15 protein-coding genes and 1 other RNA gene are annotated in these 16,534 nt (G+C 57.6%); 15 read left to right on the top strand and 1 reads right to left on the bottom strand.

Annotation, left to right across the window (positions count from 1 at the left end):
• Nucleotides 1-119: 119 nt before the first annotated feature.
• The 10 genes from ybeY to ACOBR2_RS02160 all read left to right on the top strand — a co-directional run bounded on the left by ybeY (nucleotide 120) and on the right by ACOBR2_RS02160 (nucleotide 12,621).
• On the top strand, nucleotides 120-764 hold the full coding sequence (gene ybeY, locus ACOBR2_RS02205) for an rRNA maturation RNase YbeY (RefSeq protein ID WP_420238436.1): 645 nt from the start codon (nucleotides 120-122) through the stop codon (nucleotides 762-764).
• A complete protein-coding gene (locus ACOBR2_RS02200; protein ID WP_420238435.1) occupies nucleotides 761-2,059 on the top strand; it encodes a hemolysin family protein in 1,299 nt (432 codons plus the stop codon). Before ybeY ends, ACOBR2_RS02200 begins: the two co-directional genes overlap by 4 nt.
• Before the next feature lie 24 nt (nucleotides 2,060-2,083).
• Nucleotides 2,084-3,280: a GTPase Era gene (era, locus tag ACOBR2_RS02195; RefSeq protein ID WP_420238434.1), complete on the top strand. Its 1,197-nt coding sequence runs from the start codon at nucleotides 2,084-2,086 to the stop codon at nucleotides 3,278-3,280.
• 150 nt (nucleotides 3,281-3,430) lie between these two features.
• The gene (locus ACOBR2_RS02190) at nucleotides 3,431-4,975 is read left to right on the top strand and encodes a M16 family metallopeptidase (RefSeq protein WP_420238433.1); all 1,545 of its coding nucleotides are present in this window, start codon (nucleotides 3,431-3,433) and stop codon (nucleotides 4,973-4,975) included.
• On the top strand, nucleotides 4,972-6,447 hold the full coding sequence (locus ACOBR2_RS02185) for a M16 family metallopeptidase (RefSeq protein ID WP_420238432.1): 1,476 nt from the start codon (nucleotides 4,972-4,974) through the stop codon (nucleotides 6,445-6,447). The genes ACOBR2_RS02190 and ACOBR2_RS02185 overlap by 4 nt, the downstream gene beginning before the upstream one ends.
• Before the next feature lie 281 nt (nucleotides 6,448-6,728).
• A complete protein-coding gene (locus ACOBR2_RS02180) occupies nucleotides 6,729-7,442 on the top strand; it encodes a DapH/DapD/GlmU-related protein (protein WP_420238431.1) in 714 nt (237 codons plus the stop codon).
• A 718-nt stretch (nucleotides 7,443-8,160) separates the two neighbouring features.
• Nucleotides 8,161-9,375, top strand: coding sequence for an HD domain-containing phosphohydrolase (locus ACOBR2_RS02175; RefSeq protein ID WP_420238430.1), 1,215 nt, complete (start codon nucleotides 8,161-8,163; stop codon nucleotides 9,373-9,375).
• 658 nt (nucleotides 9,376-10,033) lie between these two features.
• Nucleotides 10,034-10,486, top strand: coding sequence for a PCYCGC motif-containing (lipo)protein (locus tag ACOBR2_RS02170; RefSeq protein ID WP_420238429.1), 453 nt, complete (start codon nucleotides 10,034-10,036; stop codon nucleotides 10,484-10,486).
• A 174-nt stretch (nucleotides 10,487-10,660) separates the two neighbouring features.
• Nucleotides 10,661-11,014: a transfer-messenger RNA gene (ssrA, locus tag ACOBR2_RS02165) on the top strand.
• 143 nt (nucleotides 11,015-11,157) lie between these two features.
• Complete coding sequence (locus ACOBR2_RS02160) at nucleotides 11,158-12,621, top strand: tyrosine-type recombinase/integrase (protein WP_420238428.1); 1,464 nt, start codon at nucleotides 11,158-11,160, stop codon at nucleotides 12,619-12,621.
• Here ACOBR2_RS02160 and ACOBR2_RS02155 read toward each other — a convergent pair.
• The gene (locus tag ACOBR2_RS02155) at nucleotides 12,509-13,447 is read right to left on the bottom strand and encodes a hypothetical protein (protein ID WP_420238427.1); all 939 of its coding nucleotides are present in this window, start codon (nucleotides 13,445-13,447) and stop codon (nucleotides 12,509-12,511) included. The two genes, ACOBR2_RS02160 and ACOBR2_RS02155, sit on opposite strands and share 113 nt — an antisense overlap.
• A 204-nt stretch (nucleotides 13,448-13,651) precedes the next feature.
• On the opposite strand from ACOBR2_RS02155, the gene ACOBR2_RS02150 reads away from it, so the two are divergent.
• From ACOBR2_RS02150 to ACOBR2_RS02130, 5 genes are all read left to right on the top strand, one after another.
• Nucleotides 13,652-13,927, top strand: coding sequence for a hypothetical protein (locus tag ACOBR2_RS02150; protein ID WP_420238426.1), 276 nt, complete (start codon nucleotides 13,652-13,654; stop codon nucleotides 13,925-13,927).
• 31 nt (nucleotides 13,928-13,958) lie between these two features.
• Nucleotides 13,959-14,111, top strand: coding sequence for a hypothetical protein (locus ACOBR2_RS02145; RefSeq protein WP_420238425.1), 153 nt, complete (start codon nucleotides 13,959-13,961; stop codon nucleotides 14,109-14,111).
• Between the two features lie 93 nt (nucleotides 14,112-14,204).
• Nucleotides 14,205-15,110 carry an AAA family ATPase gene (locus tag ACOBR2_RS02140; RefSeq protein WP_420238424.1) on the top strand — a complete coding sequence of 302 codons (906 nt, stop codon included), beginning with the start codon at nucleotides 14,205-14,207 and terminating at the stop codon, nucleotides 15,108-15,110.
• Nucleotides 15,107-15,577, top strand: a complete 471-nt coding sequence (locus ACOBR2_RS02135) for a lytic transglycosylase domain-containing protein (protein ID WP_420238423.1) — start codon at nucleotides 15,107-15,109, stop codon at nucleotides 15,575-15,577. Before ACOBR2_RS02140 ends, ACOBR2_RS02135 begins: the two co-directional genes overlap by 4 nt.
• 6 nt (nucleotides 15,578-15,583) lie before the next feature.
• Complete coding sequence (locus tag ACOBR2_RS02130) at nucleotides 15,584-16,528, top strand: hypothetical protein (RefSeq protein WP_420238422.1); 945 nt, start codon at nucleotides 15,584-15,586, stop codon at nucleotides 16,526-16,528.
• Nucleotides 16,529-16,534 lie beyond the last annotated feature (6 nt).

The raw sequence follows: 16,534 nt of genomic DNA, 5'->3' as shown, positions 1-16,534 counted from the left end.
ACAAAGCACAGCCGCATGGAAACTCTGATTCCTGCCGCAATCTGTTTGCGTAGTTTCAATAGAAACTGCTCTAGAATGGAGCCAGCGCGAAGCTTAGGGAAGGACAGCTTCGCGGCAGAATGATCCAGATCGATCCCGACTTATCTTCCGCTCCCGTAGCCTCGGCTGACGGCGCAAGCAAGCTTTCCGCGCAGCGCATTCCCGCAGCCCGCACCCTCGATAAATTTCTGGCTGAGGCGCAGGAAGCCGTGCGCCTGCGCGGCGTGGTCAGCGTGCTGCTGACGAACGACAAAAACATCCGCCGCCTCAACCGAGAGTTCCGCCACAAGAACAAGGCCACCGATGTGCTCTCGTTCCCCGCGCTGGATGAGGGTTTTGGTCCAGTAAGCGAGCGCATGGCAGGCGACTTGGCCATCAGCATTGATACCGCCCGCCAACAGGCCGCAGCGCAGGGCCATGCACTGCTGGTGGAACTGAAGGTTCTTCTTCTGCACGGACTGCTGCACCTGGCTGGCTACGATCATGAGGCCGATGAAGGCCAGATGGCCCGCCGCGAGCAGAAGCTGCGCTCCACGCTCAAGTTGCCGCTGGGCCTGATCGAACGCGTGGAAGGCACCAAGCCTGCCGCTAAAAAAGCGGCTACCAAAAGCACAGCCAAAACAGCCAAGCCTGCCGTAAAGAAAGCTGCCGCTAAAAAAGCCGTGGCGAAGAAGTCCGCAGTAAACGCGACGAAAAAACCTGCCGCAAAGAGGAAATCCCGATGAATCCTCTATCGGTGCTGCTGGTGGCCGCTCTGGCGCTGATCAGTGCGCTGGCCAGCTACATGCGCCGCATCTATGCCGAGTTTGGTAAGATCCTTTCGCGGGAAGAGCAGGACAATCTGGATGCGTGGGAAGAGGAGATAGAGCCGCACCTCGGCCTGGAGCGCGAACACGCCTCCCTCTGCGCCTCGTTGCTGGAACTGCTTGCGCTGGCCATGATTGCGCTGGAATTCGGCGCGCTGCTCTATGATCGCGCTCCGCAGATGGACCGCCCCACAGCCATAGAAGTTGCCCAAACCATGCTGGGCGTGGTGCTGGTGATTGTCTTCACCAACCAACTGATTCCTGCCCTGCTTTTTGCCCGTACACGTGGCCGCTGGGCGGCAGCACTGCTCTGGCCCATCCGCATTCTGCTCTGGCTAATGACCCCGGTCTCCGTGCCCGTGCGCTTCTTCTTCTCGGTGGGTACGCTGGCCCAAGAGCCCACCGCCGACGAGGAAGAACCAGGCATGAACGTGGAAGCACTGATCGAAGCCGGCGAAGAAGAGGGCATTCTGGAGCAGAGCGACAGCGATCTGGTGCGCTCCGCTGTGGAGTTTGGCGACAAGCTGGTGCGTGAGTTGATGACGCCCCGGCCCGAAATCTTTGCGGTCGAGTCTGAAACCACGCTCGAAGAGTTTCTGGAGTTGCTCAAGGAACACGCTTACTCGCGCATTCCAATTTATGTGGGCACGCTCGACAACATTACCGGTCTGGCCTTCTCGCACGACCTGCTGCAGATCTCCGATGAAGCCGCCCACACCCGCACCGTGGCTTCCATCGCGCGCGAAGCAGAATTTGTACCTGAAACCAAACGCGGCTATGAGCTGATGCGCGAGATGCAGCGCGAACAGCAGCACATGCGCGTGGTCATTGATGAGTATGGCGGCGTGGCCGGCGTGGTCACCATTGAGGACCTGCTGGAGCAGATCGTGGGCGAGATCCGCGACGAGCACGAAGAAGACGCGCCGGTGGAAGACCCCCTGCGTGAGGCTGGCGGCTCCTGGCTAGCTCCCGGCGGCTTTCCGGTCGATCGCCTGAAAGAAGTCTTTGGCGAGCCCATCGAGCTGGACAAAGAGTACGAAGCCACCACCCTCGGCGGACTGGTCAGCGAGCTGGCCGGACGCATTCCACTGGCGGGCGAGGTGGTGATGGCCGAGCAGGCAGGCCTGCGCTTTGAGGTGGTTGAGGCCACCGATCGCCGCGTCGAACGCGTGCGCATCTTCCCACCGGCGGAAGCCAAACCCGCTGGCGACTGAGCTATTCGTTCCGTGCAGCTCAAAATGCCGTACACTCAGTCAGGAGACTGTTACCGCTTGAAATCAGGATTTGTTGCCATTCTGGGCCGCCCCAACGTGGGCAAAAGCACGCTGCTGAACGCTTTGACCGGCGAAAAAGTGGCCATTGTCACGGCCAAGCCGCAAACCACGCGCAATCGCGTCATCGGCGTGGTGGAAGCCCCCGCCGTCAAGGGCCAGCATCCGGCCGCGCAGATCGTCTTTGTCGATACGCCCGGTGTGCACAAGCCCGGCTCGCAGCTGGATCGCCGCATGTTGCAGGAGGTTTACGACGCTCTGGAAGCGCGTGATCTCGTGCTGGTGCTCATGGACGCCACGCGCCGCGTGCAGCTGGAAGGTCTGGCTGAAGCCGCTGCCGCTGCTGCCGCCAAGACTGACGCTGCCATCGCCGCTGAGTCTGAAGCAGACGACGAAGCCCCAGCCGAAGAAGAAAACGCTGCCGAGATCGCTGCCGAAACCACATCCGAATCTGCGGAAGAACCCCGCAAAAAACGTGGCGGATGGGCCAGCGAAGACGAGTTCCTCTTCGGCCTGATCCAGAAGCTGGACTGCCCCGTTTTTCTGGTGCTCACCAAGATCGATCTGGTCAAAAAGGAAGAGCTGCTGCCGCTCATCCAGAAGCTCGTCACGCAGCACAACTTTGCCGAGGTCATCCCGGTCAGCTCGCGCAAGCGCGACAACCTCGACCTGCTCGTCAAGCAGATCATTGCAAAGCTGCCCACCGGCGAGCGCTTTTACCCCAAGGATCAGTACACTGACCAGCCAGAACGCTTCATGGCCAGCGAACTGATCCGCGAAAGCATTTTGGTGGAGACCGGCGAAGAAGTTCCCTACGCCACTGCCGTCGTCATTGAGCAGTGGGAGGAGCCCCAGCCGCAGACTGGCCGCAAGCGCAAGGGCCAGCCGGAGAAGCTTCCACTCACCCGCATTGCCGCCGCCATTTATTGCGAGCGCGACGGCCAGAAGGCCATTCTGATCGGCAAGGGCGGCTCCAAGCTCAAGGAGATTGGCACCCGCGCCCGTCTGCAGATTGAACGCCTGCTGGGCACCCGCGTCTACCTTGAGCTGCATGTGATCGTTGAAGCCAACTGGCGCGAGTCCAAGGGCTTCCTTGAGTCGCTCGACTGGCGCAACGAGCTGGAACGCCTCGCCAACAAACAGGCCAACGACGACGTGGAATAGCTGCTCTTCCCCCTCCTTTCAAACAGAAAAGAGGGGGAAACAGGCCCCGGCTTCCTCTTTACCGTTTGACTCGCCTCGCCTCTGCCACTAGCGTGTTAGGGAGAGCGGAACCGCTGCAAGTGCGGCTCTGCCAGAGAGGAAGGCTGCAGAGTGGGCAATCGTATTCCCCCGTTTTTGGCTAGGGCGAAGGCTCTGGCAATCGCTCTGGTGCTTGTGCAAGCGTTTGTTGCTGCACATGGCCAGGACCTGAAGAGCTTTGAGCGGCGCATCACCACCAAGGTGCTGCCCAACGGGCTGACCCTGATCGTCTGCGAGCGGCCAGAGGCTCCCGTCTTCAGCTACGCCACATTTATTGATGCAGGCGATGTGAACGACCCCAGCGGACAGAGCGGCTTGGCGCACATGTTCGAGCATCTGGCCTTCAAGGGCACCAGCCAGATTGGCACCACCGACTACGCCGCTGAAAAGCTGGCGCTGGACAAGGTGGAAGTCGCCAACAACGCCCTGCAGGCCGAGCAGCTCAAGCCAGTCGGCCGCGACCCCGAAAAAATCAAAAAGCTGGAAGCCGATCTAAAGGCAGCCGAGGATACGGCGCACAAATTTGTGGTGCCCAACCAGTTCACCGACGTGGCCGAGCGCAACGGCGCGGCGGGCCTGAACGCCGAAACCGGGCTGGATAACACCCTCTACTTCTGGTCGATGCCGGAAAACCGTCTGGAACTATGGGCCTGGATGGAGAGCGCACGGCTGGCCGACACGGTTCCCCGCGAGTTCTACAAGGAACGTTCAGTGGTGATTGAAGAGCGGCGCATGCGCACCGACTCCAACCCCATCGGCCGTCTGGTGGAGCAGTTTCTGGCCACAGCTTATGTAGCGCACCCCTACGGACGCAGTTCCATCGGCTGGCCCAGCGAGGTCGGCCAGATCACGGCCACCGAGGCCATGGACTTCCACAAAAAGTACTATGTAGGCGCAAACATCGTGGTGGCCGTGGTGGGCGACGTAAAAGCGGCCGAAGCCATGCCCTTGCTGGAAAAGTACTTCAGCAAGGTTCCCGGCGGACCCAAGCCAGAAGAAATGACCACGGTTGAGCCGACCCAGTTCGCTGAAAAGTCGGTCGTCATTCGCGAGCAGACGCAGCCCTTCTACATTGAGGGCTATCACCGGCCCAACTATCAGGATCCCGACGACGCCGTCTATAACGCCATCAGCGACATCATGTCCAACGGGCGTGTTTCGCGACTCTATCGCAGCCTGGTCCGCGACCAGCAGATTGCCGCCGAGGCCGAGGGCTTCAGTCCCTTTCCCGGTGACAAGTATCCCGGCCTCTTCGCCTTCTATGCCGTGCCGCTGCCCAGCCACACACCGGCCGAGATGCGTACGGCCATCCACAAAGAGATTGAAAAGTTGAAGACCACCGACGTGACTGACGCCGAACTGGCCATGTTCAAGACCAGAACCCGCGCTGAGCTGCTGCGTGGACTCAGCGACAATCAGGGGCTGGCCAACGCTCTGTCTGAAGCGCAGACCCGCTACGGCGACTGGCGTGAACTCTTCCTCCAACTGGACCGTGTGGACAAGGTGACCAAGGCCGACATTCGTCGCGTCGCCAATAAGGTGTTTGTGGATTCCAATCGCACCAGCGCCGAAATCGACACCGAAACAGCTACCGCAAAGGATGGAGGCGCGCGATGAAGAACAAAAAACTGAGCATGGAGAACAGAGTGTCCCCTCTACGCTGGATCGTTGCCGCTGCAATTTGCGCGGGGGCGTTGCTGACGATTCCCGCACAGGCGCAGCAGGCCAAGCCGTGGGAGCAGATTCCGGTTCCCGCGCTGCATGAATTTCATCCTCATCAGCCGGTGCGCATTGAGCTGAAGAATGGCATTGTGATCTTCCTGCAGGAAGATCATGAACTGCCCTTTGTCTCCGGATCGGTGATGATCCCCGGCGGATCGCACGATGAACCCGCCTCCAAGGTTGGCCTGATCGACCTGTACGCACAGGCCTGGCGCACCAGTGGCACGGCCAAGATGAATGGCGACGCGCTGGACGATCTGCTGGAAGCCAAAGCCGCCAGCATCGAGACCGGGGGCGGACTGGAATCCACCAACATAAGCTGGAACTCGCTCAAGGGCGACGCGGATCAGGTCTTCGATCTGGCCATGGAGCTGCTCTTCCATCCCAAATTTGACGCGGAAAAACTGCAGCTAGCCCAGCAGCAGGAGGCCACCGGCATTGTGCGTCGCAATGACGACGAGGACGCCATCGCCGGCCGCGAAGCCGCCAAGTTGGTCTATGGCGCACACAGCCCCTACGCCCGCCAGCCCGAGCTGGCCACCATGGGCGCTGTCAGTGTCTCTGACCTGAAGGCCTGGCACACGCACAGCCTCAAGGGCAGGCTGATCGTGGGCATCTATGGTGACTTTGACGCCAAGGCCATGGAAGCCCAGGTGCGCTCCGTCTTTGCGGATATGCCTGCCGTGGAAAAGCCTGCTTCTGACAAGGAGAAATTCACCGATCCCAAGCCGGGTGTTTACTTCATCCACAAGGGCGACGTGAATCAGTCGAATGTGCAGATCGTAGGGCTGGGCACACTGCGCAACAATCCTGACTTCCCCGCTCTGGCCGTGATGAACGAGATTCTGGGCGGAGGTTTTGCCAGCCGTCTCTTCCAGAAAGTGCGTACAGAGCTGGGCTACGCCTATGCCGTTAGCGGTGCCTACGGCGCGGGCTGGGATCATCCCGGAACCTTCGACGCCGCCGTGCTGACCAAGAGCGCTTCCACCGTGGATGCAACCCACGCCACGCTCAGCGAACTGCAGGCCCTCAACAGCCGTCCGCTTACTGAAGAAGAAGTGAAACGCGCCAAGGACAACATCCTGAGCTCCTTCCTTTTCCGCTACGACACGCGGGCCAAAGTGCTGGCCGAGCGTGAACGGCTGGAGTTCTACGGCTTCCCGCCCGACTATCTGGAAACCTACAAGGCAGCACTCGAAAAGGTAACCGTAGCCGATGTAACCGCGGCAGCCAAGAAGTACATTCACCCGGAAAAGCTCGCCATTCTGGTCGTGGGCAACAAGCCGGAGATTCAACCCGGACTGGACGCGCTTGGTCTGGGCCCGGCGCAGACAATCGACATTACCATCCCCATGCCGAAACAGTAGAAATGAAGGTTCTAGATGCTAGGTTTCTGACCGTTTGAATTTATACCCACACCGGGTGCCCAGGTCCCGCTTTTGGGACCTGAGAGCTGGGAGCTAGAGGCTGGAAGCTGGAAACCAGGTACTGCGGAACCTCTGGTCAAAGCGGTGTTTTGAAGGGCACGACTTCAGCTGTGCCGCAAATGCCGCCAAAAGATCAAGGGCTTTAGCCCCTGAGGGAAATCCCCCAAGCCAATGCACCTAGCACCTAGAACCTGCCTTTCCACAGGAGAGAAAGAAACACAATGAGCACGAAAACAGCAGCACAGATCGTGGCAGAAGACACCAAGGCGCGCAGCCAGGCCGCCGCACGATTGATTGAACACGGCGTCATCCTCTACCGGCCGGAGACCTGCGTGATTGACCCCGAGGTTGAAGTGGCGGCAGGCTCGGTGATCGAGCCCTTCGTACAACTGCTCGGCAAAACTAGAATTGGCGCACGCTGCCGGGTGCGTTCGTTTTCCGTTATTGAAGACTGCACGCTAGCCGAGGGCGTACTCATCCGCCAGAGCTGCGTACTCGAAGAAAGCACCATCGCCGCAGAAGCCAACATCGGCCCCTTCGCACATCTGCGGCCGGGCAGCGAGATCGGCGAACAGGTACACATCGGCAACTTTGTCGAAACCAAAAAGGCCAAACTGCACAAGGGCGTAAAAGCCGGCCACCTGACCTACCTGGGCGATGCCGAAATCGGCGCTGACACCAACATTGGTGCAGGCGTCATCACCTGCAACTACGACGGCGTAAACAAGCATCACACCGACGTGGGAGCAGGTTCGTTCATCGGAAGCGACTCCACGCTGGTTGCCCCGGTCACGCTGGGCACAGGTGTTTATGTGGGCGCGGGTTCCTGCATCACCAAGAACGTTCCCAACGATGCGCTGGCCGTGGCACGCAGTCGGCAAGCAATCAAGGAAGACTGGGCCAAAAGCCGCAAAGCTCCAGCTAAAGCAAAGTAGCTGTACCCAGAGGCAATTCCATCGAGGGTCTTTTCCCTCAAGAAAAAGACCCCTTGCATGCTCTCAACAAGGGCATGTTTATTCTGATTTTCCTCTAAGAAGTGTTGAAGCTCTGCACACACCCCTCAAACAGCAACCCGCGACGCAGAGTCTGAGCATCGCGGGTTGTTTTTTTGCCTGCACCCGGGATAAAACGACAACATCCCCCATTGGGAACGTTTCCATAAAGGAACCAGCCCCTTTAAAATGATGCCCTGTCGGATCTTCCTGTGCCCAACCACAGAACCGGCTTTTTGCATCCTAGTGGTAGACATTCAGTTTTTTCATTACTACAACTTTTCCCTGCTTCCGGTTTTACGCAGGGTTGGAACTAAAACGGGGAAACAGCGTACTCGGATCAAGTAGAACCGGGTTCGCAAAAAGTAATTTCTGTAGCAAAACCTGTTTTTTTACGCTCGACACGAAAAAAAACATCAAACAGCCAAAGGATTGATGCACCACGACAATTCTCCTCTCTGGCTGGACAGGGCAACCATATAGGTAACTGGATTGTCTTGCAGGAGGAGAAAGACTGCGGCAATGAAAAGCATTTTCGAAATAGCTGTAGACCGAAGGAATACTCTTCTGTGTCTTTTTCATCAAGATAATGGGCCCCAGAAGAACGCATAAAAGTCACGTGTATTCCGAAAACGCTCCAAACCTCCAGGAGGAAAACTGCTTGCTACCCCCCCGTGCAGAATACGAACTGCTGAAGCACGACTTCCAGAGTCAAACGACCACGAACGCGCAAGACTCCAATACTGCCCTCTCCTCCAGACGAGACAGCCGCATTCTGGTTGTAGACGATGAATTGCCTGTTCGAAGCCTTTTAGGCGCAACCCTGGAACACCACGGCTACAGCTGCGAATTGGTCAGCAGTGGTGCTGAAGCCCTGATCGCGCTGGAGCGCAACTCTTTCCTGCTGGTTTTAACTGACCTTGTGCTGCGGGACATGGATGGCACGGCACTGCTGGATCGGATTCGCCATCTGTATCCAAGCGTGCCGGTAGTGGTGGTTTCAGCCGTACAGGATCTGAACGTAGCCATTGACGCCATGCGGCGTGGTGCCTGCGACTATCTGCCCAAACCATTTGAAAGTAAACAGTTCCTGCTAGCCGTAGAACGGGCGCTCGCCCGGCGTCAGGAAATGGAGGAGCGCCTCATCTACCGGCAGAACCTGGAGCAGATGGTACAGGCCCGTACCGAGATGCTGCGCCACGCCATGGAAAACCTGGAGCACAGCTACGACGTAACGCTGGAGGCTCTGGGCGACGCGCTCGATCTGAAGGACTCTGAGACTGAAGGACACTCGAAGCGGGTGACAGCCTATACCATCGCCCTGGCCCGGGCCATGGGCCTGCCGCCGGCCGAGATCAAGGTGATTGCCCGCGGCGCTTTTCTGCATGACATCGGGAAAATGGCCATTCCCGACAAGATCCTGCGCAAGCCCGGCAAACTGACGCCGGATGAGCAACGGATCATGCGCGAACACTGCGACCGGGGGTACCAGATGGTGCGCAAGATTCCCTTTCTCTCCGAAGCAGCGGAGATTGTCTACAGCCATCAGGAATTTTACGACGGAAGCGGCTACCCCCGTGGCCTGCGCGGCAATCAAATCCCAATCGGAGCACGCATCTTTGCCGTATCTGATGCGCTCGACGCCATCACCAGTGATCGGCCCTATCGTCAAGCAAGCAGCTTTGAGGATGCACAGGCCGAAATCCTGCGCTGCGTCGGCAGCCAATTTGATCCGGCTGTCGTCAAAGCCTTCCTGCAGATTCCCAGCGAACTCTGGCAGGAACTGCGAGATGAAATCAGCGACCGAGCCCAGAGACTCTCTGTGCTGTCCGCCGCCGAGCCGCCGCCCCCGCAACCAGAAGACAAACGCACTTAAAAAGAATAATTTCCGCCGCTTTCCGGGGCCACCCCTCAGCGTGGCTTCGGAATCGGTCAGCTTCTGCTTGCCACAAAGCTACAATCTCCAAAAATATGGATTCTGGAAAATCCTTTTTTCTGCTTTTATCTCAGAAGAATCTAATTTTTTTGGGGCTAAAGGGATCTTTTATATGGACATTAGAAAAAGAAGGGTCTTTGAAAAACCCCTGCAAACAGGCACCCCAGCCCCACCACGCTGCCAGATTGTCCACCGCATGACGTTGATAAATAAATACATATAAAAGACAAGGCCACTGCATCCCTTCCCCAGCCCGCCCTCTCGATACATTGCAATCCAGTCTGCAACGGAATAAATTTACAATCAAGAACCCCTAAGAAAGAGAAAATAAATCTCAAATTTTGTATTTGCATTCTTCTCAACCTATGCTATGGTGTATATATTCCACCTGAGGAGATGGCAAGTCCTCTCCCCCGCTGGAAGTAGTTTGCGTCACTGGCCTCCCGGCACGAACAGCACGACCGTTCGTGCCGTCTTTTTTTGCACCCTACACATCCGTTCTTTACCCCTAAAAATATCCCGCCCTGCCAAACTGACCATTGCAGCCCACTGTACCTTTGCAAAGCGCTCCGGGTACAATTTTGCTCAAGAGGACAAGATGAAAAAGCTGATTCCCGCCCGCTGGGCATTCGGTCTTGTGGTCTTTCTGCTGACTGTGGCCAGCTATGCGCAGTGGTCCAACCCAGCCGACGACGTGCCAGCCTACCATGCCTCAGCTCCGCTGAAGGTCACTGCCCTGCCCACGATCTGGTCTGGTACGCAGCTCAAGGGATCGCACTTCCGCTATCCGTGGCAGGTGCATGTCTATCAGCAGGTGGCCAAAGTCAGCAGCGTGGTCTATCAACTGCCCTGCTACTGCCGTTGCGACCGTGCCCTGGGCCACACCAGCCTGCGCAGCTGCTTTGAGACCGACCACGGCACCGAGTGCTCCACCTGCGCCAAGGAAGGCTTCTTTGCCTACCAGCAGACGCGTCTGGGCAAGACGCCTGCCCAAATCCGTGCCGCCATCGCCCGCCACGAGTACGAAAAGATCGATCTGGACCAACAGTAAACGAGGCGGCAAATCAAAAACATCTCCAGGGAAACGGCCGCAGTCTGTGCGGCCGTTTTCTTTGTTTTGGACAGATGCGGCGAAAAGATCAGAACGGAGATAGAATAGAGATGCAGCACGAGCCATCGGCTCGCGCCCAGCCCGTCGGCAGGTTCCTCTGGCCGACACCAGGATGGGGGCGTCACGGTTTCGACGGTATCGCATGCGGCACAGGAGACATGTCGGGGGGTGGGCACCCGTAATCGCTTACAAAAACAAAGTTGCCAACGACAATCTGGCACTTGCTGCTTAATTAACTAAGTAGCCGTCTTCCACAGCTTCGCCTATGGGCAGTGAGCAGACGTCATACAGTAGGCTGGCTGAAGCGGCTCGGTCCGGGCGGCAGAAGCGAGATCAATCGGACTAGCCTTGGACGTATCTTGTCCGTTCTATAGCGACTGAGGCGAACCTTCTAGAAGCGGACAAAGCATGAACTCTCCTGGCTGACATCGATTTCGGACGCGGGTTCGACTCCCGCCGCCTCCACCATAAACAAGTCGTTTATTCTTAATGACTTGCATCTTCGGACTAAAAACCGGGTCGATTTTTGTACAGTATTTTGTACAGTAGCCGGTCGGGTTTGACCCATTTGGGCGAATCGAGCAGAATCCCGTCTGAAGCGGGAGAGCCCGATGCTGTCCGTCTACACACGTCATTCCGCAGACTGCAAACACTACGGCGACAAGCTGTGGCGCCGCTGCAACTGCCCCAAATGGATTTGGGGTTCACATGACGGCGAGTTCTACCGCCTGAGCGCAAAAACGCGCCTCTGGGACGAGGCCGAGCAATACCGCCATCGTCTGGAAAATCCAGCGTCCGTTCCCGCCCAGCCGGTTTCGCAGTCAGCACCGATGCCCGAGCACCCGGCTGTCGTTTCTCCCGCACCAGTTTTTTCGGTTCCCTCCGCCCAAATCTCAACTCAACCGCCGCAAAAGCCCAGAGTGACCATCGTGAAGGCCGTTGAGTCTTACCTGGCTGACGCCCGCAGCCGGGAGCTGAAACCTGCAACGCTTTCAAAGCTTGATACCATCTTCCGCAAGCAGTTCCTTCCCTGGACTCGAGTGCAAGGGCTGGATTACCTCGATCAGATCGATCTCGACGCGCTCCTCTCTTTCCGAAGTACCTGGAAGGATGGCGGTTTGGCCAAGCAGAAGAAACAGGACCGTCTGATCGGCTTCTTCTGGGCCGGTGTCCGTCGCGGCTACATCAGCCAAAATCCAACCATGGGGCTGGGCAAGATCAAGGTCGTGCAAGTTCCGACCGACTACTTCCCTCGCGACGAATTCCAGCGAATACTTGACGCAACCTCAAGGTGTGGAGACAAGCGAGGCGGCGTCGTTCCAATAGAGGACAACCGGACACGGCTTCGCACCATGACCCTGCTGATGCGCTGGAGCGGTCTCCGCATTCGCGATGCGGTCACTCTTGAGCGGGATAGGCTGCACGGCGATAGCCTGATGCTCTATCAGGCCAAGACCGGAACACCGGTCTATGTGCCGCTCCCGCCGCAGGTGGTCGAGGCTCTCCAAAATGTTCCTCCCGGTCCGAAGCCGAATCCACGCTACTTTTTCTGGAGTGGCAATGGGCAGCCAAAGAGCGTTGTTGCCGACTGGCAGCGCAGCTACCGCCGCCTCTTCAAACTGGTCAATCTCACTCAGGCCGATGGGTCTCCGAAGCGCTGCCATCCCCATATGTTCCGGGACACCTTCGCCGTTGAGATGCTGCTTGCAGGTGTGCCCATCGACCAGGTTTCGCTGCTCCTTGGACACGCTTCGGTAAAGATCACCGAGAAAAGCTACTCTCCTTTTGTGAAGGCCAGACAGATCCAACTTCAGGACAGCGTTCGTAACGCGTGGGATGTCGGTGCGACCATCGTGCCGGATCCAGAGAACAGTCCGTCGAATGCTGCGGGTTCCGGTCACAGGAAAGCGGGCTGGCAGCTCATACGCTCGGCAGACCGGCCGAAAGCCGATGAAGAACGGACTACTGCAAGCGGGGACCGGCGTACCTTGCCATATGACTCTGAGCCTGCGCATGAACCTGTTCCCAGTTCCGATCGAGCGTCTGGAAAAAGATTTCGGGCAACCGGTCGTTGAGAACGAGCGTCCGCAGCCAGAAGCGAAAGAACATTGCCTCCATGACATCCTCGGGCACCTGCGCGGCGTTGCAGAACTCAATTGCGAATTGCAGGTGCTCGAAAGCGGGAGTCATCTCCCACTCCGCATCGCCTTTGGTGGCGGGCGGCTTCCCGAGCCAGGTCTCTGGGACAGCCCTCGCGGCCTCGATTCGTGCAATGCGCTTTTCGACGGCCGGACTCCAGGAGGGATTCGGAAGATCATCGTAGATTTCGTTCAGCAGATTCCGGATTTCAGGCACTTCCGCACCTAATTGCAGTCGTAACCCTTCCCGGTCGTCTGCAAGGACATGGTTGCGCCGGCAAGCCAACGTTAGCCAGGCGTTGAGGAAGACGCCTTCTATCGCAAAAGAGCTGATCCCCTCATCCAATGCATTGAGCACGGCAACAGCGAGTTCGGACGCGGCGAATCGCTTCTTCTTCGATAGCTCCGACCGGCCGGGCTCATGATGCAGCGTGTAGCAAAAATTGACGGCCTTGCTGTCTGCGTCCAGTCTTCGCTGGTACTCACGGTGCGCGCGTTTCCATTCCCGGCATTCAGTCGGAGGTAGCCGGTCTCGATTCTCCTCGGTCACGACTAGACCTGTTTTCGAGAACGCATAGATGAACGCAGGATTCACATTCGCTCTGCGGAACAGGACGATCATTTCCTGGCTGAATTGCTGATGAAGAGCTTCTGCGATTGCCGCTGGAATATCAGTTTTAGAGGCCAGTTGCCTGCCTGAGCCATGGACGAGTCGTATTCCATCTCGAATCTTCCCACCTCGTCCGCCATGCTGAATGGTCATTCCAGGCTCCCGCGAATTCCATTGTACGTTCCCTGATCGAGCCTTCCTTTGCTGTTTGCCTCATGAAAGTGGCTGATTTGACCAAGTGTCCGAACTGGGCTACTTGTGACATGAGCAATTCAGGATGTTCACGGTTGAACCCGCAACTTCGACCGAAGCCCATCCTCTTTCATCTGCGTAAACCCAAATCGTGAGAGGTACCAAATGGAACTCCGACATGAACTGCAGAACGTTTCAATCAATCCTGGCTTCCAGGAGGGAACTGCTGGTTTTCCCGCACTGGAAAAGCACTATACCGTGGCTGAACTTTCCAAACTCTGGTTCTTCAGCGAGAACACAATAAGACGTCTTTTCTCGAAGGAGCCTGGAGTGATTAAGATCGCTCGCCAAGAAACCAGAATCAAGAGGGGCTACACCTCTTTGAGAATTCCCGAACGAATCGCTCTGCGTGTTCACAGGCGTATGCAAGGAATTGCCTGAGAGCGTGATCTGCAGTCTCCGAACAAGAGGTTTGCAGCTCGGCCTGTCCACACAAACTCCGCTGCCCTATTTCGGCAAGCATCAAATCAACGCGTTTGACCGAAATCGCGAACCGCGTCATGCTCGCATCTCTGCTGGAATGGTGCGTGATGTGGTGCTCGGTTATTACCAATCTTCGGCATAACACCGCTGAACACGGGCACGGATCGCTCCTTGATCGAGTTTCAGATCAATACCGTCTGAAAGGGACAACGCGATGTTTGAATCGTTTGACGAATTGAAGGAGCGGCTCAAGGCGACCGGGTACTTCATTGACCCCGTGATGACCCAGGTTGTCTTCCTGGCCGCGAAGTTGCAGAAGCCGCTGTTGCTTGAAGGACCTGCGGGGAGCGGAAAAACGCAACTCGCGGTCTCAGTTGCGCAGGCGGCCGGGACGCATATCGAGCGGCTGCAATGCTACCGCGGCGTCACTGAGGACAAGGCGATTGGGCGGTTCGACGAGAGCCTTCAGCGGCTTTACATGGAGTTTTCGAAGGGGAACGGCGAGAGCGGGAGCTGGCGCGAGTTGCAGGCGAACCTGAAAGGGCGCGATTTCTTTCGGCCTGGTCCACTGATGCGGGCGCTCGAATGCGAGAAGCCATGTGTGCTATTGATCGACGAACTCGACAAGGTGGATGAGGGGTTCGAGGCTCTGCTGCTTGAGATTCTATCGGCGTGGCAGCTCTCGATTCCGGAGTTTGGGACGGTTGAAGCGAAAAGCATTCCGTTCGTCGTGCTCACCAGCAACGAGGAACGGCGGCTGGGCGATCCGATCCGGCGGCGCAGTTTGTATGTGCGGGTCGAGCATCCGACGCCGGAACGCGAGGCGGAGATCATTGCCAGCCGTACTCCAGGAGCTGGCGTGGAGTTTCATCGCGAGATCGCCGGCATTGCACGCTCGTTCAGAAATTATTCTCTGGAAAAACCGCCTTCGGTCTCGGAGATGATCGACTTCGCCAATGCGCTGCGGTTGATGGGCAGTGATCATGTGACGGAAGAGCAGCGCGATGTGCTGCTTCCCTTCCTGGCCAAGACCGAAAAAGATCGGCGTCATCTGCTGCTGCGCGAAGGATTCCAAAGCCTGCTGGTCGATGGGGCGCGGTATGCACAGGATCTCCATCCTTCAGGAGGCGCGGCGTTATGAAATGGTTTCTTGCGCTCTTTCTGTTTGCTCCAAGTGCTGGCTGGGCGCAGGCAAACACAGCTCTTGCGGAGAACTGCGTGCAGCACTACGCCAGCCATTACGGCGTGCCTGCGGAGTTGGTTGCTGCATTCATTGATGTCGAGTCGCGTTGGAATCCGCGTGCTGTCTCCAGCAAGGGCGCTCTCGGCTTGATGCAACTGATGCCATCGACTGCGCGGCGCTTTGGCGCTTACCAACCCTTCGATCCCGAGCAGAACATTGCGGCGGGAACGCGGTATGTGACTACGCTGATGTGGGAGTTCCACGGCGATCTGAGGCTTGTGGCTGCTGCCTATTACGCCGGTGATCGATGGGTCGGCAAGCGGCAACTCGACTACAACAACCCGAATGTCATCGCCTACGTCGAATCGGTTCGGCGTCATTATGCGGCGCGCAAACTCGCTGCAAATTCATTGCACAGGAGGTAACTTGAAATGAGACTTCGCTGGTTTTTCCCTTTCGCAGTACTGCTTCCACTGCGTCTGTTCGCTGCTGACAACGCCGTCAAGCCGCGCGTTGCGACGATCACCATTAACCCGTCGGAGGTTATCACGTTGCACCTGCGACCAGAGTTCGAGTCGACGATCCATATGCCGGAGGAGATCACGTCGGTGATCCTCGGCAGCCCCGGTTCCTTCAAGGCGGAACACAACGAGGGCGAGCCGGAGTATGTGTACGTGAAGCCCATCACGAAAGAGGCTGCTGAATCGAACCTATTGATCGCGACGAAATCCGGCCTGCATGTGACGCTGGAGTTGATGAGCAATGGGATTGGCGCGAGCGGGTCTGCAATGCCGGTTGACTTCTTGATTGAGTACCGCACATCCAGAAGCTTTCTGATCACTGGCAGTGCAGGCGCGGAGCGCGTGCGAGTGGAACCCACAGGGACCGCGCCAACATCTACTCAGCCACGGATTCCAGCGACTGCGAAACCGATCCCCGCTATTGACGAAGAGTATGAGTTGCAGATGCGCGTCAATGCGCCGGGTTGGACAAAATGGGAGGGCAAGCAGATTGAAACTTCGCTTGGCGACATACGGCAATGGAGCAATCAGACGGTCATTTCTTTCTCGATTCTCAATGCGTCGGCTCAGCCCGTGGAGGTTGTGCCACCGCAGATTCAGATCAGCGGACGTGCGGTGAAGAAGAAGGAAGGCAAGAGTCTGACTGCCGATCAGCTATTGATTCGCGAGTACAGGCTAAGTACGACAAGGATCGAGGCCGGGGCGCGCGCGGATGGAGTCGTCGTCTTCGATCGTCCGAACTTCAAGCAATCGACGGAGAAGCTCTTCCTCCAGATTGCGCAGGCCGATCAGGTGGACCGGCCGATACTGATTCGTCTACCCTTTACGCCGCCCATCGCAGGCAGAGTACGGTAGGACCCG

The organism is Telmatobacter bradus, assembly GCF_048629425.1.
In the GTDB taxonomy this organism is placed as follows: Bacteria; Acidobacteriota; Terriglobia; order Terriglobales; family Acidobacteriaceae; genus Telmatobacter; species Telmatobacter bradus.
This window is presented reverse-complemented; position numbering and strand designations above follow the sequence as displayed.